This is a genomic window from Paracoccus marinus (assembly GCF_007018965.1).
GTDB classification, from domain to species: domain Bacteria; phylum Pseudomonadota; class Alphaproteobacteria; order Rhodobacterales; family Rhodobacteraceae; genus Paracoccus; species Paracoccus marinus.
Window position 1 is genome coordinate 44,375 of the sequence record NZ_VJYZ01000033.1, and the last position, 20,250, is coordinate 64,624.

Annotated in this window: 24 protein-coding genes; 10 read left to right on the forward strand and 14 right to left on the reverse strand. The window is 70.3% G+C overall.

The genetic code is table 11. The features are described from left to right. Positions 1-65 precede the first annotated feature (65 nt). Positions 66-1,241, forward strand: a complete 1,176-nt coding sequence (gene ispG / locus FNF32_RS12410) for a flavodoxin-dependent (E)-4-hydroxy-3-methylbut-2-enyl-diphosphate synthase (protein ID WP_131674016.1) — start codon at positions 66-68, stop codon at positions 1,239-1,241. Here ispG and rarD read toward each other — a convergent pair. Beyond that, entirely contained in the window at positions 1,182-2,102 is a 921-nt protein-coding gene (rarD, locus tag FNF32_RS12415; RefSeq protein WP_131674015.1) for an EamA family transporter RarD, read from the reverse strand. The two genes, ispG and rarD, sit on opposite strands and share 60 nt — an antisense overlap. 143 nt (positions 2,103-2,245) lie before the next feature. Further along, the gene (locus FNF32_RS12420) at positions 2,246-2,845 is read right to left on the reverse strand and encodes a superoxide dismutase (RefSeq protein ID WP_131674014.1); all 600 of its coding nucleotides are present in this window, start codon (positions 2,843-2,845) and stop codon (positions 2,246-2,248) included. Positions 2,846-3,048: 203 nt separating this feature from the next. Here FNF32_RS12420 and FNF32_RS12425 point away from each other — a divergent pair, with 203 nt between their 5' ends. The 3 genes from FNF32_RS12425 (at position 3,049) to der (ending at position 6,755) form a co-directional block, all read left to right on the forward strand. After that, positions 3,049-3,858 carry a tetratricopeptide repeat protein gene (locus tag FNF32_RS12425; RefSeq protein ID WP_131674013.1) on the forward strand — a complete coding sequence of 270 codons (810 nt, stop codon included), beginning with the start codon at positions 3,049-3,051 and terminating at the stop codon, positions 3,856-3,858. A gap of 86 nt (positions 3,859-3,944) precedes the next feature. Beyond that, positions 3,945-5,267 carry an outer membrane protein assembly factor BamB family protein gene (locus FNF32_RS12430; RefSeq protein ID WP_131674012.1) on the forward strand — a complete coding sequence of 441 codons (1,323 nt, stop codon included), beginning with the start codon at positions 3,945-3,947 and terminating at the stop codon, positions 5,265-5,267. Positions 5,268-5,273: 6 nt separating this feature from the next. Further along, a complete protein-coding gene (der, locus tag FNF32_RS12435) occupies positions 5,274-6,755 on the forward strand; it encodes a ribosome biogenesis GTPase Der (RefSeq protein WP_131674011.1) in 1,482 nt (493 codons plus the stop codon). A gap of 33 nt (positions 6,756-6,788) precedes the next feature. Here the strand turns inward: der and FNF32_RS12440 are convergent, their stop codons facing one another. From FNF32_RS12440 to FNF32_RS12450, 3 genes are all read right to left on the reverse strand, one after another. After that, the gene (locus FNF32_RS12440; protein WP_143796675.1) at positions 6,789-7,544 is read right to left on the reverse strand and encodes a hypothetical protein; all 756 of its coding nucleotides are present in this window, start codon (positions 7,542-7,544) and stop codon (positions 6,789-6,791) included. 57 nt (positions 7,545-7,601) lie between these two features. Continuing rightward, the gene (gene serS, locus FNF32_RS12445) at positions 7,602-8,897 is read right to left on the reverse strand and encodes a serine--tRNA ligase (protein ID WP_131674009.1); all 1,296 of its coding nucleotides are present in this window, start codon (positions 8,895-8,897) and stop codon (positions 7,602-7,604) included. Positions 8,898-8,961: 64 nt separating this feature from the next. Continuing rightward, positions 8,962-9,312 carry a thioredoxin fold domain-containing protein gene (locus FNF32_RS12450; RefSeq protein WP_131674008.1) on the reverse strand — a complete coding sequence of 117 codons (351 nt, stop codon included), beginning with the start codon at positions 9,310-9,312 and terminating at the stop codon, positions 8,962-8,964. Between the two features lie 109 nt (positions 9,313-9,421). On the opposite strand from FNF32_RS12450, the gene meaB reads away from it, so the two are divergent. From meaB to FNF32_RS12470, 4 genes are all read left to right on the forward strand, one after another. Beyond that, positions 9,422-10,393: a methylmalonyl Co-A mutase-associated GTPase MeaB gene (meaB, locus tag FNF32_RS12455; protein ID WP_131674007.1), complete on the forward strand. Its 972-nt coding sequence runs from the start codon at positions 9,422-9,424 to the stop codon at positions 10,391-10,393. An 81-nt stretch (positions 10,394-10,474) separates the two neighbouring features. Beyond that, positions 10,475-11,590 (forward strand): bifunctional transcriptional activator/DNA repair enzyme AdaA, encoded by a 1,116-nt coding sequence (locus tag FNF32_RS12460; RefSeq protein ID WP_131674006.1) that lies wholly within the window; start codon positions 10,475-10,477, stop codon positions 11,588-11,590. Between the two features lie 128 nt (positions 11,591-11,718). Continuing rightward, on the forward strand, positions 11,719-11,994 hold the full coding sequence (gene rpmB, locus FNF32_RS12465; RefSeq protein ID WP_131674005.1) for a 50S ribosomal protein L28: 276 nt from the start codon (positions 11,719-11,721) through the stop codon (positions 11,992-11,994). A 192-nt stretch (positions 11,995-12,186) separates the two neighbouring features. Further along, positions 12,187-12,693: a copper chaperone PCu(A)C gene (locus tag FNF32_RS12470; RefSeq protein ID WP_131674004.1), complete on the forward strand. Its 507-nt coding sequence runs from the start codon at positions 12,187-12,189 to the stop codon at positions 12,691-12,693. Positions 12,694-12,714: 21 nt separating this feature from the next. Here the strand turns inward: FNF32_RS12470 and FNF32_RS12475 are convergent, their stop codons facing one another. Further along, positions 12,715-13,386, reverse strand: coding sequence for an arylesterase (locus FNF32_RS12475; protein ID WP_131674003.1), 672 nt, complete (start codon positions 13,384-13,386; stop codon positions 12,715-12,717). 182 nt (positions 13,387-13,568) lie between these two features. Between FNF32_RS12475 and FNF32_RS12480 the strand changes: the two genes are divergently transcribed. After that, the gene (locus tag FNF32_RS12480; RefSeq protein ID WP_131674002.1) at positions 13,569-14,156 is read left to right on the forward strand and encodes a L,D-transpeptidase; all 588 of its coding nucleotides are present in this window, start codon (positions 13,569-13,571) and stop codon (positions 14,154-14,156) included. 20 nt (positions 14,157-14,176) lie between these two features. Beyond that, entirely contained in the window at positions 14,177-15,286 is a 1,110-nt protein-coding gene (gene mnmH, locus FNF32_RS12485) for a tRNA 2-selenouridine(34) synthase MnmH (RefSeq protein WP_131674001.1), read from the forward strand. Here mnmH and FNF32_RS12490 read toward each other — a convergent pair. The 8 genes from FNF32_RS12490 to FNF32_RS12525 all read right to left on the reverse strand — a co-directional run bounded on the left by FNF32_RS12490 (position 15,243) and on the right by FNF32_RS12525 (position 20,212). Further along, positions 15,243-16,007 carry an NAD-dependent deacylase gene (locus tag FNF32_RS12490; RefSeq protein ID WP_131674000.1) on the reverse strand — a complete coding sequence of 255 codons (765 nt, stop codon included), beginning with the start codon at positions 16,005-16,007 and terminating at the stop codon, positions 15,243-15,245. The genes mnmH and FNF32_RS12490 overlap by 44 nt on opposite strands. 91 nt (positions 16,008-16,098) lie before the next feature. Next, complete coding sequence (locus FNF32_RS12495) at positions 16,099-16,398, reverse strand: hypothetical protein (protein ID WP_131673999.1); 300 nt, start codon at positions 16,396-16,398, stop codon at positions 16,099-16,101. 267 nt (positions 16,399-16,665) lie between these two features. Further along, positions 16,666-17,442 carry a DUF1217 domain-containing protein gene (locus FNF32_RS12500; protein WP_131673998.1) on the reverse strand — a complete coding sequence of 259 codons (777 nt, stop codon included), beginning with the start codon at positions 17,440-17,442 and terminating at the stop codon, positions 16,666-16,668. After that, positions 17,439-17,843, reverse strand: coding sequence for a flagellar biosynthesis repressor FlbT (gene flbT, locus FNF32_RS12505; RefSeq protein ID WP_143796676.1), 405 nt, complete (start codon positions 17,841-17,843; stop codon positions 17,439-17,441). The genes FNF32_RS12500 and flbT overlap by 4 nt, the downstream gene beginning before the upstream one ends. Beyond that, a complete protein-coding gene (gene flaF, locus FNF32_RS12510) occupies positions 17,840-18,208 on the reverse strand; it encodes a flagellar biosynthesis regulator FlaF (protein ID WP_131673997.1) in 369 nt (122 codons plus the stop codon). The genes flbT and flaF overlap by 4 nt, the downstream gene beginning before the upstream one ends. A 66-nt stretch (positions 18,209-18,274) precedes the next feature. Next, on the reverse strand, positions 18,275-19,498 hold the full coding sequence (locus FNF32_RS12515; protein WP_143796677.1) for a flagellin: 1,224 nt from the start codon (positions 19,496-19,498) through the stop codon (positions 18,275-18,277). Between the two features lie 172 nt (positions 19,499-19,670). Next, entirely contained in the window at positions 19,671-19,973 is a 303-nt protein-coding gene (locus tag FNF32_RS12520) for a hypothetical protein (protein ID WP_143796678.1), read from the reverse strand. Further along, a complete protein-coding gene (locus FNF32_RS12525) occupies positions 19,973-20,212 on the reverse strand; it encodes a hypothetical protein (protein WP_131673994.1) in 240 nt (79 codons plus the stop codon). Before FNF32_RS12525 ends, FNF32_RS12520 begins: the two co-directional genes overlap by 1 nt. Positions 20,213-20,250: the final 38 nt, after the last annotated feature.

Here is a 20,250-nt window from a genome sequence, read left to right on the forward strand (position 1 = left end):
GTCGCGGTTGCTGCGCGGCGCCCGCGCGCCTATCTCTGGCGCGACACAGCAAAGGCTTCAGGCGCATGAGTCTCAACCCGATCCGTCCCTGGCGCAACATCGAGCGGCGGAAGTCGCGCCGGATCATGGTCGGCAACGTACCGGTGGGCGGCGACGCCCCGATCAGCGTGCAGACGATGACCAACACTGATTCGTCGGACGTGCGGGCGACGCTGGCGCAGATCATCTCGGCCGCCGACGCGGGCGCCGACATCGTCCGCGTCTCGACCCCGGACGAGGCGGCGACCCGGGCGCTGCGCGAGATCACGCGCGAAAGCCCGGTGCCGATCGTGGCCGACATCCATTTCCACTACCGCCGCGCGATCGAGGCGGCCGAGGCGGGGGCCGCCTGCCTGCGGATCAACCCCGGCAACATCGGCGACGCGTCGCGGGTCCGCGAGGTGGTGCAGGCCGCGCGCGATCACGGCTGTTCGATCCGCATCGGCGTGAACGCGGGCAGCCTGGAACGGCATCTGCTGGAAAAATACGGCGAGCCGTGCCCCGACGCGATGGTGGAAAGCGGTCTCGACCACATCAAGCTTCTGCAAGACAACGATTTTCACGAGTTCAAGATCAGCGTGAAGGCGTCGGACGTGTTCCTTGCCGCCGCCGCCTACCAGATGCTGGGCGAGGCGACGGACGCGCCGATTCACCTTGGCATCACCGAGGCCGGCGGCCTTCGCGGCGGCACCGTCAAGTCCGCCGTGGGCATGGGCAACCTGCTGTGGATGGGGATCGGCGACACGATCCGGGTCAGCCTGTCGGCCGATCCGGTCGAAGAGGTGAAGGTCGGCTACGAGATCCTGAAGTCGCTCGGCCTGCGCACCCGCGGCGTCCAGATCATCAGCTGCCCCAGCTGCGCGCGGCAGGGCTTCGACGTCATCAAGACCGTCGAGGCGCTGGAACAGCGGCTGGAACACATCAAGACGCCGATGAGCCTGTCGATCATCGGCTGCGTCGTGAACGGGCCGGGCGAGGCGCTGATGACCGATCTGGGCTTCACCGGCGGCGGCGCGGGCAGCGGCATGGTCTACATGGCCGGCAAGCAAAGCCACAAGCTGTCGAACGCGCAGATGATCGACCACATCGTCGGTCTGGTGGAACAGCGGGCCGAGGCGCTGGCCGCCGGTCAGGGCGACGCGCTAGCCGCCGACGCCAGCCCGCAGGTCCCGGTTCCGGGCATGCACCGCGCGAAAGGCTGACAGCGTGTAAAGCGCGAGCGCCGACCAGATCATCGCATAGGCGATGGCGTGCCAGCGCGTGAAGGCTTCGCCGAACAGCAGCACCGCGCACAGGAACTGCAGCGTCGGGTTCAGGTAGCCGATCAGCCCCACCGTCGCCATGTCCACCGACCGCGACGCGCGCGCGAACAGCATCAGCGGGATTGCCGTGATCGGCCCGGCGAGGATCAGCAGGATCGTCGTTTTCAGGTCCGACCCGAAGGCGGCGGGCTGGCCCTGCCCCGGCAGCAGGTGCAGATGCGCCACCGCAAGCCACCCCAGCGCGAACGGGGCGAGCAGCACCACCTCGGCCGTGACCGACTGCACCGGGGCAAGCGGCAGCGCCTTTTTCACCACGCCGTAAAGCCCGAAGCTCAGCGCCAGCGCCAGGCTGATCCACGGCGCGGCGCCCAGGCCCACCGCCAGCGTCACCACCGCCGCCGCCGCCAGCAGCACCGCCGCCTGCTGCAAGGGACGCAGGCGTTCGCGGAACAGCACGACCCCGCAGGCGACCGCAACCAGCGGATAGGTGTAATACCCGATCGAGCTTTCCACGACGTGCCCGTTCTGGACCGACCAGATGAACACGCCCCAGTTCACCGAAATCATCAGCGCCGCCACTGCCACCCGGCCGACATGGGGCGGGCGCAGCGCCTCGCGCAGGGTGCCGAGCTGCCCCTGCCAGGCCAGCACGCCCGCGAACAGCGCCAGCGACCAGATCGTGCGGTGGGCCAGCACCTCGGGCGGGGGGACGTGCGCCAGAAGGCGGTAGAAGATCGCCGAGGTGCCCCAGATCGTGCAGACGCCGATCATCGACAGGATCCCCTTGGTCCGGTCCTGCATCGCGATCCCCCCTGCCGTGCGCCTCTCGCCCCGCTTGGATGGGGCGCTTCGCGGGCGGCCGCAAGGGCGATCGGCAGCGCGCATGTGGAAAGGCCCGCCCGCGGTCTGCGGACGGGCCCTTGGTCGGCCGGAAGGGCGTGGCCTCACATGCGCGAGGCGACGTTTTCCCAGTTCACCAGCTTGTCGAGGAAGTTCTCGATGTATTTCGGGCGCACGTTGCGGAAGTCGATGTAGTACGAATGCTCCCACACGTCGCAGCCCAGAAGCGCGGTCTGGCCCTTGCAAAGCGGGTTTACGCCGTTCTCGGTCTTGGTGACCTCGAGCTTGCCGTCGGCGGTCTTGACGAGCCACACCCAGCCCGACCCGAATTGGCCAACGCCCGCCTCCGAGAACTTCTTCTTGAAGTCCTCGACCGAGCCGAAGCTGTCCTTGATCGCGGATTCCAGCTGCGACGGCATCGCGCCGCCGTTGGGCGACATCATTTCCCAGAACTGGCTGTGGTTCCAGTGCTGGCTGGCGTTGTTGAAGATGCCGTTCTGCGCGACGGCGCCGTCCTGGTAGGTGCCGCGCACGATGTCCTCGAGCGAGGCGTTTTCCCACTCGGTGCCCTTGGTCAGCTCGTTCAGCTTGTCGACATAGGCCTTGTGGTGCTTGTCGTGGTGATACTCGAGCGTTTCCTTCGACATGCCGTTCGCGGCGAGCGCGTCGTGCGAATAGGGAAGATCGGGAAGCGTGAAGGCCATGTCGTGTCCTTTCGGAGGGGTGAGGGATGGTTTCGCTGGCGCAACGGTTGGCGCGGCTTCCGGTCGAACGCAACCCCCGGACGGGGGGTTCCCCGCGGCAGGGAAGGCGGGGGCCGAGGCGGGGCCGCGCCCATCCCACTGCGCGGATTGGCAAACCGGGCGGGCGGTGTGTAGAAGGGGCGAAACTGCACGCCGGGGACTGAATGGCCAACCAGAACGACCGCTTCATCGACGAGGTCACGGACGAGCTTCGCCGCGACCGGCTGTTTTCGGCGATGCGCCGCTATGGCTGGATCGCGATCGCGCTGATCGTGGCGATGGTGGGCGCGTCGGCGTGGTTCGAGTTCGCGCGCAACCGGACCGATACCAAGGCGCAGCTGTTCGGCGATGCGGTCGTGGCCGCGCAGGCGCTGCCCGATCCGGCCGAACGCGCCAAGGCCCTGGCCGCGATCGACCCGCAGGGCGCGGATCGCGCGATCCTGCGCGATCTTCTCGCCGCCGGGGCCGAGGTCGAGGCCGGCGCGGTCGCCCCTGCGGGTGAGCGGCTGGCGGCGGCCGCCAGCATGGCGGGCGAGGCGGCGGGCGACGACCGGCTGCTGCAGCACCTCGCGCTGCTGAAATCGGTGCTGGCGCAGGGCGCGGCGATGAACCCCGCCGACCGCGACGCGGCGCTGGCGACGTTGAGCGCGACGGGCGCGCCGTTCGAGCTGATGGCGCTGGAACTCAAGGCCGTGGCGCTGGTCGGCGCGGACCGGCCCGACGACGCCGTGGCGCTGATCCGGCAGGTGCAGGAAAAGGACGGTCTGACCGAGCCGATGCGCCGTCGCCTGGCCGAGATGATGATCACGCTGGGGGTCGATCCCGAGCCCCGCACCGACCTGCCGGACGCCGACCTGTCCGCCGCCGATCTGTCCCAAGCCGACCTGCCCGCCGCCGACCTGCCCGCCGCCAACCCTCCCGGCGCGGGAACGGACCCGGCGCCCGCCTCGCCTTTGCCCGCGCCTGCCGGCTGATCCTTCCTTCGTCCCGCCGGTGCCCGCGCGCCGGCTCTCCCTTGCATCGTGCCCGCGGCCGGGCCGTCGACCGAAAGGATGCCGCGATGACCAAGCTGAATGTGACCGTCGCCACGGTCTGCGCGCTTCTGGCGGTCGCGGGCTGCGTGAACCGCGACCCCAAGCTGCCCGGCACCCGCCTTGACCCACGCGAGGTTCTGTCGCCCGACGGCCCGCGCGTCGTCGGCGGCAACGCGGTCTCCTCGACCGCGCTGTCCCTGGCCGCGCCGCAGTCGTTCGAATGGCCGCAGCGCGCCGCGAACGCGAGCCACCTGATGGCGCACGCGACCCTGTCGGACGGCACACGTCGGATCTGGTCGGCGCGGATCGGCCAGCCCGCCGCGCGCCGTCACCGCATCACCGCCGATCCCGTGGTCGCGGGCGGGCGCGTCTTTACGCTCGACAGCCGCGCGCGGGTGACCGCGACGGCGCTGTCGGGCGGCACCGCCTGGACCGCGGACCTGACCCCGCCCGCGGAAACCGGCGACAGCGTGTCGGGCGGCGGCCTCGCCCATGACGCGGGCACCGTCTATGCGACCACCGGCTACGGCGAACTCGTCGCGGTCGATGCCGCGACCGGCGGCGTGCGCTGGCGCCAGCGGGTCGATGCGCCGATCGGCGGCGCGCCGACGGTCGCGAACGGCGTCGTATATGTCGTCGGCCGCGACGCGACCGGCTGGGCGGTGCGCGCCAGCGACGGGCGCGTGCTGTGGACCGTGTCGGGCATCCCCGGCCAGTCGGGCGTGACCGGCGTGTCGGCGCCTGCGGTGCGCGGCGACACGGTCGTGTTCCCCTTCGCCTCGGGGCAGTTGCTGGCCGCGAACACCGAAACCGGCGTGCAGCTGTGGACCGCGCAGGTCGCGGGCAACCGCGGCGGCCGCGCCATCGCCTTTATCCGCGACCTGACCGGCGATCCGGTCATCGCGGGCAACCGGGTGATCGCCGGGTCGTCGTCGGGCCGCATCTCGGCCTTCGACCTCGCCACCGGCCTGCCGGAATGGAGCGACGAGGACGGCGCCAACAGCCCCGTGCTGGTCGCGGGCGGGTCCGTGTTCGCGGTGAACGACCAGGCGCAGCTGGTCCGCGTTGACGCCGCGACCGGCGGGCGCATCTTTGCCGTGCAGCTGCCCTACTACACCGACAAGAGGGTGCGACGGCAGGACAGCATCGTGTCCCATTACGGCCCCGTCCTTGCCGGCGGCCGCCTGTTCGTGGCGTCGAGCGACGGGCTTTTGCGCGTCTTCGATCCCCGCACCGGCGCCCCCGTCGGGCAGGGCGCGATCCCGGGCGGGGCGGCTACCGCGCCGGTCGTGTCGGGCGGCACGCTTTACGTCACCGGCCGCGACGGCCAGCTGCACGCGTTCCGGTAAGGTCGGATGAGCTTTACCCTCGCCATCGTCGGGCGGCCGAATGTCGGCAAGTCCACGCTGTTCAACCGGCTCGTCGGCAAGCGGCTGGCGCTCGTGGACAACCAGCCCGGCGTGACCCGCGACCTGCGCGAGGGCGACGCGCGCCTGGGCGACCTGCGCTTCATCGTGATCGACAGCGCGGGCCTGGAGATGGCCGAGGATGACAGCCTGCAAGGCCGCATGCGCCGCCTGACCGAGCGCGCGGTGGACGAGGCCGACATCTGCCTCTTCGTGATCGACGCGCGCGCGGGCGTGACGGCGGCCGACGAATACTTCGCCGACATCCTGCGCCGCCGCGCGCGCCACGTGATCCTTGCCGCCAACAAGGCCGAGGGGCGGGCGGGCGAGTCCGGCGTCCTTGACGCCTATGCGCTGGGTCTGGGCGAGCCGCTGAGGATCTCGGCCGAGCATGGCGAGGGGTTCGACGACCTTTACGGCATCCTCGCCCCGCTTTCCGACGAGATCGAGGCCTCGCGGCCTGCGCCGATCGCGCCTGAAACCGACGTCGTGCTGACCGACGAGCAGGCCGAAAGCGGCGAGGGCGCCGAGGACTGGCGCCCGTCCGCCACCCGTCCGCTGCAACTGGCGGTCATCGGCCGCCCGAACGCCGGCAAGTCCACGCTCATCAACAAGATCATCGGCGAGGACCGCCTGCTGACCGGCCCCGAGGCCGGGATCACCCGCGATTCCATCAGCGTGACGACCGAGTTCTTCGACACGCCGATGCGGATCTTCGACACCGCCGGCATGCGGCGGAAGGCGAAGATCACTGACAAGCTGGAAAAGCTGTCGGTGGCCGACGGCCTGCGCGCGGTGCGCTTCGCCGAGGTTGTCGTCGTCCTTCTGGACGTGGCGATCCCGTTCGAGCAGCAGGACCTGCGGATCGCCGACTTCGCGGAAACCGAGGGCCGCGCGGTGGTCGTCGCCGCCAACAAGTGGGACCTCGAGGACGACAAGCCCCACAAGCTGAACGAGCTGCGCGAGGCGTTCGAGCGGCTGCTGCCGCAGCTAAAAGGCGCGCTGCTGGTGACCGTCAGCGCCCGGACCGGCAAGGGGCTGGACCGCCTGCACGCCGCGATCCTGAAGGCGCACGAGGTCTGGAACCGCCGCGTCTCCACCGCGCGGCTGAACCAGTGGCTGAGCGCGATGACCGAGGCGCATCCGCCGCCCGCGCCCGGCGGCCGCCGCATCCGCCTGCGCTACATGACGCAGATCAAGACCCGGCCGCCCGCTTTCGTGGTGATGGCGACGCACGTGGACCAGATCCCCGACAGCTACCAGCGTTACCTCGTGAACGGGCTCAGGGTCGATTTCGACATGCCGGGGACGCCGATCCGGCTGACGTTCCGCGACCAGGGGGCCAAGAACCCCTACAAGGACCGCTCGAACAAGCGCCAGACCGGGGCGCTGGCCAAGCACAAGGACCGGCAGAAGCCGAAGGAAGGCTGAAGCGGCGCTAGGGCCAGGGTCGGGCGGTGGTATTCAGGTCGTGACCCGCACCACCACCACGGCCATCGTCGCGATCCCCAGCACGCAGGCGGTGGATACCGTCATGCTCAGGCTCATGCTGGCGGCCGCGATCCCCAGCATCGCCCAGATGATCGCCACGGCATAGCTCACGTTCTTGCCCATCGAGAACTGCACCTGCGCCCCGATCAGCGACAACGCCAGCAACCCCACGAGCGAGGCGAGCTCGCTCGACACGTTCAGTTTCATGAACACCAGCGCGGTCGCCGCGCCGATCCCGCTGACGGTCAGCCAGCCGGCGATCAGCCCCATCGGCCAGTGCGAATGGTCAGGCGGGCGCGGCTCGTACAGCAGCGCGCCCACCACCCCCACGGGCGCCAGCGCCGCAAGCACCAAGGCCGCCTCGGGGCGAACGGTCCCGAGCCAGGGCCAGATCGCCCCGGCGAGCAGGCCCAGCATCGCCGCCAGCTGGATCGGCGGGGCGAAGCGCACGCGCGAACGAAAGAAAAGATAGGCCGCGCAGCTGGCGATCACCGTGGCCACCAGTCCCCACAGCGCGATGTTGGGCGGGTTCTGGATGATGCCGACCAGGTCGTCCTCGGCCCGAAGCGGGCTTTGCGCGGCGAGATAGGCATAGTCGTCCAGAAGCGTCGGGCGGACGGCCATGTCGGTCAGGCGCATCAGGTCCGGCCGCAGGGCGACCAGCAGGCAGCTGACCGCGAAGCCCGCGATCACGCCACATTCCAGTACTATGCGTGCTACCCGGACCATGCACGTGAACGCGGCCCGCGCGACGGCGGTTGCCTTGAAAAGCGGGGCGGCGGCGGGTTAGCGGTCCAGATGCCCGTCCGCCCGCAGCTGCGTCGCCCCGCCCAGATAGGGGTGCAGCACCGGTGGCAGCACGACCGATCCGTCGGCCTGCTGGCCGTTTTCCAGGACCGCGATCAGCGTCCGCCCGACGGCCAGGCCCGAGCCGTTCAGCGTGTGGACGAACTCGGGCTTGCCGCCGCCTTCGGGGCGGTAGCGGGCGTTCATGCGCCGGCCCTGGAAATCGCCGACATAGCTGACGCTGGAAATCTCGCGGAAGGTGTTCTGGCCGGGCAGCCAGACCTCGAGGTCGTGGGTAATGCGGGCCGAAAAGCCCATGTCGCCCGCGCACAGGACCACGGTGCGATAGGGAAGCCCCAGCGATTCCAGCACCGCCTCGGCGCAGCGGGTCATGCGGTCGTGTTCCGCCTCGCCGGTTTCAGCGTCGGTAATCGACACCATCTCGACCTTCTCGAACTGGTGCTGGCGCAGCATGCCCGCGGTGTCGCGCCCGGCGCTGCCGGCTTCCGACCGGAAACACTGCGAGTGGGCGACCATGCGGCGCGGAAGGGTGGCGTGTTCGACCAGATCGCCGTGGACGGTGTTCGTCAGCGTCACTTCCGAGGTCGGGATCAGCCACGAGCCGTCGGTCGTCTGGTAGCTGTCGTCGCCGAACTTGGGCAGCTGCCCGGTCCCCAGCATCATGTCGGTGTGGACGAGGACGGGGGTCCACGTCTCGGTCAGGTCGTGACGGTCCACGTGCAGGTCGATCATGAAATGCGCCAGCGCCCGGTGGACGCGCGCGACCGCGCCGGTCAGGACGACATAGCGCGACCCCGACAGCTTCGCCGCCGTGGCGAAGTCCATGCCGGGCCTCACGGCCGGGATCTGGTAATGCTCGAGCGCCGCGAAGTTCAGCGCGCGCGGCTCGCCCCAGCGGCGGATCTCGACGTTGCCGGTTTCGTCCACGCCGTCGGGCACGCGGTCCAGCGGCAGGTTCGGGATCGTCATCAGCAGGTCCGACAGCTGGCGGTCCAGCGCCTCGGCCTCGTCGTTCAGTGCGGCGATGCGGGCCTTGCTGTCGCCGATGAGCGCGCGCAGCCGCTCGAACTCGGCGTCGTCGCCGCGCGCCTTGGCGGCGCCGGTTTCCTTGCTGGCGCGGTTCTGTTCGGCCTTGGCCTCTTCGGCCGCGTTGATCCGGGCGCGGCGGTCGGCGTCGAGCGCAAGGATGCCCGCCGACATCGGCTCGATCCCGCGACGGGCAAGGCCCGCATCGAAGGCGTCCGGGTTGTCGCGGATGGCGCGGATGTCGTGCATGGCGGTCCCCTTGATCGGTCAGCGCCCGATTAGCCGATGGCGCGGCCCGGCAAAAGGGGGCCGCTCAGCGGTGTCCGCGCTGCTGCAGCATGTCGCCCAGCATCGGCCAGAAGCCGTCGCGGCCCGGATACCCCTCGATCCGCGCGACCTCGCGGCCGTCGTCCAGCAGGATGAAGGTCGGCGTGACCTGCGGCCTGCGGTCCAGCGCCAGCCCGTTGGGCCACGGACCGTCGATGTCCACCCGGGTCAGCGGCGCGGCGCGGCCCTGCGGGTGCCTGGCATACCCCGGCAGGATCTCGGCCCGGAACTGGCGGCAGAACGGGCAGCCCTGATCCTCGACCATCAGAAGGCGGGTATCGGCAAGGGCGCCGCCGCCTGCGGTCAGCGCAAGGACAAGGGTCAAAAGGCGCAGCATGGCGCGAAGCTAAGGCGCGGCGCACGCGGCGGCAACCTTGCCTTCACATCGGCCCGCGTCCCGACTACGACTTGCCGACCTGCCCCGACAGGCCCGATCAGGACGCGCGATGGTCAACGATCCTCAAGAGCTTGCATCCGCCCTTGTCGCCGGCGACCGCCGCGCGCTCGCCCGCGCGATCACGCTCGTCGAAAGCACCCGCGCCGATCACCGCGCGGCGGCCGTGCAGCTGCTCGGCGCGCTGCCCGGGCGCGAGGCGCTGCGGATCGGCCTCTCGGGCACGCCGGGCGTCGGCAAGTCCACCCTGATCGAGACCTTCGGCCTGATGCTGACCGGGCAGGGCCTGCGCGTCGCGGTGCTGGCGGTCGATCCCAGCTCGACACGGACCGGCGGCTCGATCCTGGGCGACAAGACCCGGATGGAACAGCTGTCGCGCGACCCCCGCGCCTTTATCCGCCCGTCGCCCAACCGGACCGAACTGGGCGGCGTCGCGCGCCGCACGCGCGAGGTCGTGCGGCTGTGCGAGGGGGCGGGGTTCGACGTGGTGCTGGTGGAAACGGTGGGCGTCGGCCAGTCCGAAACGCTGGTCGCCGACATGACCGACCTGTTCGTGCTGCTGCTGGCGCCCGCCGGCGGCGACGAGTTGCAGGGCGTCAAGCGCGGCATCATGGAGATCGCGGATCTGATCCTGGTGAACAAGGCAGACGGCGACCTGCGCGCGGCGGCGACGCGGACGGTGGCGGACTATACCGGCGCGCTGCGGCTGTTGCGCAAGCGCCCGCAGGACCCGCGCGGCTTTCCCAAGGCGCTGCCCGTGTCGGCGCTTGAGGCGCAGGGGCTGGATGCCGCCTGGACCGAGATGCAGGCGCTCGCCGACTGGCGGGCGCAGAACGGGCACCTGCGCGCGCGCCGGGCCGAACAGGCGCAAGGCTGGTTTCTGGCCGAGGTGCGGGCCGGGCTGCTGGAGCGGCTGGCCCGGCCCGATGCAGCGCAGCGGATGGCGGCGCTTGGCGCCGATGTCGCCGCGGGCCGGGCCGATCCGGTCGCGGCGGCGGCGGCGATGCTGGACAGCCTGCGGTGAACCGCCGGGGATCGCACCGCGCGGGGATTAAACGCCCGATATCCGGCCACGCGGCCGCCCGAATCGGGTAGGGTCCACGGCATGGACACGCTGTTTTCACTTCCCGAGCCCGAGACGCTCTATCGCGCGCTGCTCGCCCGCGATCCCGCCTTCGAGGGCCGCGCGCTGGTCGGCGTCACGACCACGGGCATCTTCTGCCGGCTGACCTGCCCGGCGCGAAAGCCCAAGCCGGAAAACTGCCGCTGGTTCGACGCGCCGGCGGCCGCGCTGGGGGCGGGCTTTCGCCCCTGCCGCCGCTGCCATCCGCTGGGGGCCGAGGCTGCGGGGGACCCCATGGTCGCGCCCCTGCTGGCCGAGCTGCGCGCCGACCCCGGCCGCCGCTGGACCGAGGCCGACGTGGTGCGCGCGGGCTACGATCCTTCCACCGTGCGCCGCGCCTTCCGGCGGCATTTCGGGATGACCTTCCTCGACCTCGCCCGCCAGATGCGGGTGCGCGAAGGGGTGGCGGCCCTTGCCAGCGGCGAGCCGGTGATCCAGGCGCAGCTGGACGCGGGGTTCGACAGCGCGTCGGGGTTCCGCGACGCCTTTGCGCGGCTCTTCGGCCATCCGCCGCAGGCGCTGCGCAGCGATGCGCCGGGACTGTCGGCCGACTGGATCGACACGCCGATGGGCGGCATGATCGCGGTCGCCGACGCACGCAGCCTGCACCTGCTGGAGTTCGTGGGCCGAAAGGGCCTGCCGGCCGAGCTGAAGCGCCTGTCCAAGGGCGCGGGCGGCCGCATCGGGCTGGGCCGCACCGCCGTGATCGACCAGGTCGAGGCCGAGCTTGCGCGGTTTTTCGCGGGCGAGCCGGGCGGTTTTTCGGTGCCGCTGACGTTTCACGGCACCCCGTTCCAGCGCCGCGTGTGGGAGGAGCTGCGCCGCATCCGCCCCGGCGAGACGATGAGCTACGGCGCCTTGGCGCTGCGGCTGGGCCAGCCCACCGCGACCCGGGCGGTGGCGCGCGCGAACGGCGCCAACCAGATCGCGATCGTGGTGCCCTGCCACCGGGTGATCGGCGCGGACGGCAGCTTGACCGGCTATGCGGGCGGGCTGTGGCGCAAGCAGGCGCTGATCGAGGTCGAGCGCAAGCTGGCGCTGGCGCAGGCCGGGGCGGCCGAGGCCGGGGCACCTAAGGCAGGCGCGATTCGGGCTTGACGCGCGGAACCCGCGCCACTAATCACGCGCAACGGATTTCCGGGCGCTGCCTTGCGTGGCGCCCTTTCAATTTCGGCGTCTCGCGGCTCAAGCCCGTGGCCGTCGCCGCTGCAACGAAGGATAAGACCATGTCGCGCGTGTGCGAACTGACCGGCAAGGGGCCGATGACCGGCAACAACGTGTCCCACGCCAACAACAAGACCCGTCGCCGGTTCCTGCCGAACCTGAACGACGTCACGCTGATCTCGGACAAGCTGGGTCAGTCGTATTCGCTGCGGATCTCGGCGCACGCGCTGCGCTCGGTCGATCACCGCGGCGGTCTGGACGCCTTCCTGGCAAAGTCCAAGGACGACGAGCTGTCGCCCCGCGTCCTGAAGATCAAGCGCGAGCTGGCCAAGGCCTGACCGCCGCTTCGTTCCGCATTGCAGCGGCCCTGCCCTGAAACGGGGGCGGGGTCGTTTGGCGTTTTGCAGGGTGTCTGGCTGCGGTGCGGAACCTGCGGGCGCCGGGCGTGCGACATCGTGACCGCGCGCGCGCCTTTGCCTTTACGCGCCCGCCGTCCTAAGCGTCCGACAGCCTCAACACGGGACGACCCCATGAAAACCCTGATCCTCGCCGCTGCCCTGACGGCCGCACCCACGCTCGCCGCGCTCGCCGACGCCCCCGGCATCACCGTCACCGACGCTTATGCGCGCTCGACCAACCCGCGTTCGGGCGCGGTGTTCATGACGGTCGCGAACGCGAACGCCGCCGATTGCCGGATCACCGCCGCCACCGCCGACGTGACCCCCAGGGCGGAGCTTCACACCCATGCCGAGGAAAACGGCATGATGAAGATGACGCCGGTTGAGGCGGTGACGATCCCGGCGGGCGGGACCCACGCGCTGGAACGCGGCGGCGACCACGTCATGCTGATGGCGCTGGAAACGCCGCTGAAGGATGGCGACAAGGTCGCGCTGACGCTGGACCTTGGCGCCTGCGGCACGCTGCCGGTCGAGGCGGTGGTGGACAACAAGCGCCCTGCTTCCGGCCACGCGGGCGGCCATGCGGGCGGTCACGCGGGCGGCCATGCGGGCCATACGATGCCCATGCCCGCCAACTGACGCCGCGCCGTCCGTCGCGGATCAGTTCGCGGCGGCCGGCTGTCGCGCCGCCGCCTGCGCGGCGAGCGTGGCGACCTCTGGTCCCAGCCTCTCGACCAGCAGCGCCACCCCCTTGGCCGAGGGGTGGATGCCGTCGCCCAGCAGATAGGGCGCGCGTTCGGCGCGCGGGATCGCGGCCAAGGGCGCATAGAAGTCCTGCAGCAGCAGCGTTCCGTGGGTGTTGGCGAGGCGCGGCCAGATCGCGGCCCAGCGTCGGCGCAGCGCCCGGTCGCGACCCGGGGCGTGGATGCCGACCAGAAGCGCCGGTCGCCCACCCGCCGTCGCGGTGGCCAGCATCGGCCCCAGGTTTGCCTCGGCCCGTTCGGGCGACCAGCCCAGCAGCATGTCGTTGCCACCCAGTTCGACGATCACCGCGTCGGGCGCGTGGCGCCGGATCGACACCGGCAACCGGACGCGCCCGCCATAGGTCGTGTCGCCCGACAGGCCGCCGTCGATCACCTCGGCCGCGATCCCCCGCGCATCCAGCCAGGCCTGCAACTGCGGCACCAGCCCCTGACCGGCGGGCAGCCCATAGCCCGCCGTCAGGCTGTCGCCGAAGGCGAGGATGCGCGGCCCCTCGGCCTGCGCGGGCAGCGCGCCGAGCATCACGGCCAGCGCGATCCCGGCAAGGCTGCGGCGGATCTGAACACTCATGGGCCCGTCCTTCGGTTCATGTCGTACCACCATGATGTAGGCGCGCGGGCCCCGGGCCTCAATCGCGTGGCGATGCAACGTGCCGCCGACACGGCCGGCGTCACGCCGCTTTGAATTGAACTGCCGGGGCGAAGCCGCTAGTCGCCGGACAAGAAGAACGAAACAGAACCGGAGGGACGGACATGCTTCGCCGAAATCTTCTGACGCTTGGCCTCGCGCTGCCGCTGCTCGCCGTGCCGGGTGTGACGCTGGCGCAGGCCGCCCCGCCGGCCAAGGCGGCCACGGCGGCCACGGCGGCCGCCGACCCCTACGCACCCGTCGAGGTGCCGATCCGCGAGGGTTTCGAGGTCGGCTCGATCGTCGTCGTGTCGGACGACTATTTCCTCTACCACGTCATCGCGCCGGGCCGCGCGATCCGCTACGGCGTGGCCGTCGGGTCGGCCGAGCTGGTCTGGCGCGGCCGCGCGCTGGTCGGCCGCAAGACCGAATGGCCCAGCTGGACCCCCACTCCCGACATGATCAAGCGCAAGCCCGAACAATACGCCAAGTACAAGGACGGGATGCCGGGCGGGCCGAAGAACCCGCTGGGGGCGCGCGCGCTGTATTTGCACACCGAAAGCGGCAACGACACCGCGATCCGCATCCACGGGACCACCGATCCGGGCTCGATCGGCAAGTCGGTGTCGAACGGCTGCATCCGGATGCGGAACGAGGCCGTGATGGACCTGTTCGACGAAGTGCCGATCGGCACCCCGGTCTACGTGTACTGACGCGTCCGGGCGGGGCGATCTTGCCCGGTCCGCGCGTCTTTCGCCTGACGTCACTGACGGACCCCGCGCTTGCGGGGTTCGACGACGTGATCGACGTGCGCTCGCCGTCGGAATACGCCGACGACCACATGCCCGGGGCGCTGAACCTGCCGGTTCTCGACGATGCCGAGCGGGCGCGGGTCGGCACGATCTACAAGCAGGTTTCGCCATTCGACGCGCGGCGCGTGGGGGGTGCGCTGGTCGCGGCGAACGCGGCCGCGCATATCGCGGGCCCGCTGTCGCAGCGCGACGGATCGTGGCAGCCGTTGCTTTACTGCTGGCGCGGCGGGCAGCGTTCGGGGTCGTTCGCGACGATCCTGGCCCAGATCGGCTGGCGCGCCGCGTTCATCGAGGGCGGGTGGAAGACGTGGCGGCGGCTGGTCCTCGATATGGTCGAGGCGCGGGGGCCGGCGTCTCCGCTGCTGGTGCTGGACGGGAACACGGGATCGGCCAAGACGCGGATCCTTGGCCGTCTTGCGGGGCGCGGGGTGCAGGTGATCGACCTCGAGGCGCTGGCCAACCATCGCGGCAGCCTGTTCGGCGCGATGCCGGGCGGGCAGCCGCCGCAGAAGCTGTTCGAAAGCAGGCTGGCCGTGGCGCTTGCCCGGCTGGACCCCGCCCGGCCCGTGGTGGTCGAGGCCGAAAGCTCGCGGATCGGCGAGATCGTGGTGCCGCGCGCGATGTGGCGCGCGCTGTGCGCGGCCCCGCGCGTCCGGCTGGCGGTGCCGGTCGCGGCCCGCGCGGCCTTCAGCGTGGCCGACTACGCCGACATGCTGGTGGACCCCGCGCGGATCGACGCGACCGTGACGCGGCTTTCGCCGCTGCACCCGGCGACGCGGATCGCCGCGTGGCGGGCGCTGGCCGCGGCGGGCGACTGGACCACGCTTGCGGCGCAGCTGATGCGCGACCACTACGACCCGCGCTACCTGAGCCACCGCGCGCGCCACGCCGGGATGGAAATCGCGGAGATCACGCTCGGCAGCCTGGACGACGCGGCGCAGGACGTCGCCGCGGCGCGTGTCGAGGCGGTGCTGGCGAGCCCGCGGTTTACGGGCTGGGCGGCGCCTGCGGGTCCTGACCGGGGCCCATGACCTCATCGACCCAGGTCGGGACGGTGACGGTCGCCGGGCCGGCGATGTGGCGGTGGAACAGGCGCGAGGTGGGGCGGGCGTCGAGGTTGATCTCGATGCAGTCGGCGCCCGCGTCGTGCGCGATCTCGACGAATCCCGCCGCCGGATAGACCTGCCCGGACGTGCCGATCGCGGCGAAGATCCGCGCCGACTGCAGCGCGCCCAGGATCAGGTCCATCCGCTGCGGCATCTCGCCGAACCAGACGATGTCGGGGCGCAGCGCCGCCTGACCGCAGGCGCGGCACGGGTCGGCCGGATCGAGATCGCCGGTCACGTCGAGCCGGTCCCCGCAGGCGGCGCAGACCCCGCGGTTCAGCGCCCCGTGCATGTGGACGACGCCACGCGCGCCGGCGCGGTCGAGCAGGTCGTCCACGTTTTGCGTAACCAGAAGCACGCCCGGTCGCTCTGACAGCCGCGCGAGCGCCCGATGCGCGGCGTTGGGCTGCGCCAGACGCGCCTGCCTGCGCCGTTCGTTGTAGAAGCGGTGAACCAGCGCGGGGTTGCGCCGGAACGCGCCCGGGGTCGCCACGTCCTCGACCGCGTGATCTTCCCACAGGCCGCCGCCATCGCGAAATGTCTTTAGCCCGCTTTCCGCCGACAGCCCCGCGCCGGTCAGGACGACGATGTCGATGTTCGGGTCGGTGTCGGGGTTGGGGTCGTGCTGCGCCACGTCGTCAGCCATCGGGTTTGTCACGTTTGCGAACGCTGCGCGCCACGACTGCGTGCGAGCCCGCACCGATTGCGCGGGCGGCGTGGTTTCACCGCGGCCACCGTCAGCGCGAGCAGTAAGCCTGCGCGGTCGTTGCAAAGGTCTTGTAGCGCGCCCAGAACGCGTTGTCGGCGTCGCGCTTGGACATCCGCACCTCCTGCGCCCTTTCCGCGTCGCGGAAGAACCCGGCCGCGCGGCGCTGGTCGGCCCGCGACAGGGTCGCGTCGGCCACCTGCTGGATACAGCCGCACAGGCGCGCCGATCCGCTGCGTTCCGACCCGTGGCAGGCCGAATCGATGGGTCCGGCGACCGCAAGCGGCGCGGTCAGCACCACGGCGGCAACGATGACTGCGGGTTTGAGCATCATCCCTCTCCTTCAAAGGCCGCCGTTTTCCCGGCGATCCGTGTGATCCCGTGCGTGCGGGACATGCCGAGCATAGCAGATCGGCAAGGGCCTCTCAACGATCGGGATGGGGCGCGGCGCGCGTCAAATGACAAGCCGAGGTGCCCGGCGGACCGGTGCGGCGGCCGTCGCGGCAGGCTGTTGCGGTGAACCACGCGGGCGGCACGCCGCCCCGAACGGCGCGGTGAACCCGATCGCGGACGAGCGGTCCTGCCTCGGCCCCCGCCCTCACCGCAAAAGCTGCAGCGCCGTCGCGTAGCTTCCCTGCAGCCCCTGCAGCCCTTGCGCCGCCTGCGACCGGATCAGGAATCGCTGGATCAGCTTTTCCATGTTCTGCGGCTCGGCCAGTCCCTTCGGGTCGGACGTGCCGAACATCTTGTCCGCGGCCGCCTTGAACTCATCAAGCTGGCGGTCGAGCGGCAGCTTGCTGTAGGACGTCCCGAACCCGAAGGCGCCGGCAACGACCTTGCGCAGCGGCGACGAGCCGAGAATCTGGTACCATTTGGTGTTCTCGGTCGACGGCGCGGCCGCGATCGCGCCCAGCTCGCGGCGCGTGTAAAGCGCGACCCGCAGGTCGGGATCGACCGCGCCGACCCGCGCCTCCAGCTCGGCCTGCCGGTGATTGCCGACGATCCTGTCGACCGCCGGCTGGCCCTTGCTGCCCATCGCGGCGGTGACCGACCGGGCAAGCGCGGCATAGCGCTTGTCGCTCAGGCGGTTGGCGAAGCTTTTCGGATCGGCCAGGTCGGATTCCAGCACCTTGCGGATGAAGAAGCGGTTCCTGACGTCGGTTTCCAGCCCCGCCGCCGTCAACGCCGTCCGCATCAGCCGGAAGTCCGACACGAACTCCTCGGCCGAGGCGACAGAGGTCATCTTCTCGCGGAAATACGCGTGGTCGCGGTTCAGCGCCGGGTCGCGGGCGATGACGGCCTGCTGCGCCGCCATCGTGCGGTTCAGAACCCGCCACCCGGCGTAACCCGGCAGGCCGACCGCGACCCCGGTCATTGCCGCGTGACGGCCAGCAGCCGCGCTTCCCGGGGCAAGAGCCCGCGCAGACGCCGCAGCGCCTGGTAGTAGTTCGCCTGCAGCACCGCCGCGGTGGCGTCGTCCAGAATCGTTCGGCTGTCCGGGTCCGAAAACACCTGCGACAGCTGTTCCAGTCCCAGCAGCAACTGCGCATGCCCTTCCTGCAGGTCCGCGTCGCCCGACAGCATCAGCTGCGCGACATAGCAGACCCGCGCGACCGGCGTTTTCGCCTGATCGGGATGCAGCGCATCCTTGAGCCGCAGGACGTTCGCCTGCGGGCTGCGGATCGAGATCTTCGTGCGCCTGTCGCCGTTCTCGATGATCGCGCCGTTGATCAGCAGCCGCTCGTTCGGCGCCAGCTTGATGACGAGGCCGGTCATTCGGCCGCCCGCCCGCGAAGCCCGGCCATGATGCTGGTGTTGACCTCGATCAGCGCCGAAAGATCGGCGTCGCCCGCTGCCACCCGAAAGCCGTGCCGCACCGAAAACAGCGCAAGCGACAGCAGTTGCGCCTTGAGCGCATCGGGCAGGGCATTGTCGGGCAGCGCAAGGTCGGTCGCGAGCGCCGACCAGAGCTGGGTGTTCATGTGGACGGCCTCACCGGCCGCGGCGCCGCGGCCCGCAACGTCGGCGGCCTTGAGCCGCCGCGTAACGCGCGCGAACGCGTCGTATTCGTTGTCGCGGTCGGTGCGGATCTGGGTCGTGGAAAAGGGGCTGCCGGCGCGGGCAAAGGCGGGCGCATTCATCTATTCGATCCTTCGTCAGGGTGCGCGAGAGCCGGGGCGCCGTCCTGGCGCCCCGGTCGGTTCAGATCAGCGGAACAGCGACAGGATCGACTGCGGCGCCTGGTTGGCGATCGACAGCGACTGGATGCCCAGCTGCTGCTGTGTTTGCAGCGCCTGCAGGCGGGCAGAGGCCTCTTCCATGTCGGCGTCCACCAGCGCGCCGATACCGGTCTTGAGCGAGTCGGTCAGCTTCGAGACGAAGCTGGCCTGATTCTCGATCCGGCTGCCGGCCGAGCCGAAGGCGGCGGCGGCATCGGTCGCGGTCTTCATCAGCGTTTCGATCGACGCCATGGCCGCGGTCGCGCCCGCCGCCGTCGACACGTCGATCGCACCCAGCGCGCCCAGGCCGCCCGAACCGGCGTTCTGGAACTGGGCCGAGATCGCCAGGTCGTTGGCGGTTGCCGTGGCGCCCGACTTGATCGTCAGTTCGCCCGCGTTGGCCGAGTCGTAGTCGACGGCGAGGCCGGGAACGCCCAGCTTCTCGATCGCGGACTTCAGCCCGATCGCCACCACGTCGTTGGGCGTGGTGGATGCGGCGTCGGAGTCGGTGACAGTGTAGGTCGCTTCCTTGTCGCCGACGCGGATCGAGATGCTGTCGCCAGCGGCAAGGGTGCCGCCGCCGCCGCCGATGGTCAGCGTGACCCCGGTGGTGTCGCCCGCTTCAAGGGACATCACCGCGCTGTCGCCTGAAGCCGACGCGGTGCCCGAGGTGGTGAAGATGTTCTTCGCCGCGTAGTTGCCCACCGAAAGGTCCTGGCTGGCCACCGAGATGGTCGAGGTGGTCGTGCCGGTCGCCGAGCGGTCGATGGAGGCGAGGAAGTTCACCGTGCCCGCGCTGCCGTCGAGCAGGTTCAGGCCGTTCACCTGCGAGCCCTTGACGATGTTGTCGATCTGGCCGCGCAGGTTTTCCACGTCGTTCTGCAGCTTGGTGCGATCGTCGTCCGACGTCGCGTTCTGCGCCGAGATGATCGTGTCGCGGATCTTGCCCAGCGTCGCGCGGATGTCTTCCGCGCCGTTCCGGGCGGTTCCGACCGACGCGCCGGCAATCGACAGGCCCGACGAGATCGCCTTGAAGCCGCTCACGTCCGCCTCCATCGTCTTCGAGATCGCCCAGACGGCCGCGTTGTCCTTGGCCGTCGACACGGCCTTGCCGGTCGAGATCTGGTCCTGGGTCTTCGCCAGGTTCGCGTTGACGCCCTTCAGGGTCTGTAGCGCGACCATTGCGCCATTGTTGGTCAGAATGCTGGACATTTTGTCCTCCGTTCATGGGCGTGATGCGCCCGGGTTTGACGAAAAGGCCTTCTGACCTGGGGGCTTCCATTTGCCCCGCACCGCCTTGGTGCGATCACCGTTCTAGACGCGACAGCTTAATGGCTAGTGAATTGGGGCGCGCCTATCAAACGCGGAACTCGGCGAAATCGATTCAAAAACGATGCGTCTGCCGCGACGCAATCACGTCGATCTGGCGGCGGCCGCAGTTGTCGTAGGTCTGCAGGCTGCGGGCGGCGCGCTGCGCAGCCCTAACCCCGTCGATGGCCGCCGCCAGCCCCTGACTTCGCGCGGCCGTCAGCGCCATCATGCGCGCGACGACCTGACGGGATTGCAACGCCCGGGCCGGATCGACGCCGGCCGCTTCCACTTCGCCGAGCAGGGCTTCGGCCTTGTCAAGGTCGCCGTGGTCGAGAGCCGTCTGTGCATCGTTCAGGATTTCCAGCAGTTCGGTCATCATGCCACCATGAACTGCGAAAAGCCGAGGTCGACGCGCCGCGACAGGGCATCGGCCCGCTGTTCGGTCAGCCAGCTTGCGAACTGCGACTCGCCGACGCCGCCCGAAAACGACGATTCGGACGATTCGATGCCGGTATACTTCAGCATTTCGGCAAGAAAGGCCGATTCGAGCCGGTCTGCCTGTAAGGCGGAAGGCTTGCCGGGCGCGGCAGGCTGAAAACTGGCTTCAATCTTCACGAGTTATTCCTTTCCGTGTTGATGCCGCTGCAATAGCA